The sequence below is a fragment of the Deinococcus alpinitundrae genome, from assembly GCF_009982895.1.
GTDB classification, from domain to species: domain Bacteria; phylum Deinococcota; class Deinococci; order Deinococcales; family Deinococcaceae; genus Deinococcus; species Deinococcus alpinitundrae.
This window is the reverse complement of sequence record NZ_WXZL01000160.1, coordinates 1-334: the sequence shown is the minus strand read 5'-3', so window position 1 is coordinate 334 and position 334 is coordinate 1. Positions and strand designations below refer to the sequence as shown.

Here is a 334-nt window from a genome sequence, read left to right as displayed (position 1 = left end):
AATCACCGAACGTCAGGCCCGCAACATGGACGACGTGCAGAGCCTCGGCGTTATCTATATCAATCACAATATGGCCACTGAGCACGAGGCCGAACAGGCCCTTAGCCAGATGAGCGATGCGCAGGGGGCGAAATACTTTCAGCCTATCCTGATGCACGAACCCGAAACCAACGGCCCGCTTCGCGCCAGCGCGGTGATATACCGCTAACGCCTGCCCGATTCTTCGCCTCTCCTCGCGAGGGGCGAAGCGAGGTCTGCGCCTAAACGCAATTGAGAATTATTTTACAAACCGACTTACCAGCGTCATCGCAACCTGATTTAATCAGCCACTCGC

The 334-nt window shown here is 56.0% G+C and carries 1 protein-coding gene; it reads left to right on the top strand.

Annotated elements, in window-relative coordinates; translation table 11 throughout:
- A partial coding sequence (locus GUI70_RS22865) for a YdgH/BhsA/McbA family protein (RefSeq protein WP_161884542.1) occupies positions 1-208 on the top strand: 208 nt, incomplete at its 5' end.
- Positions 209-334 lie beyond the last annotated feature (126 nt).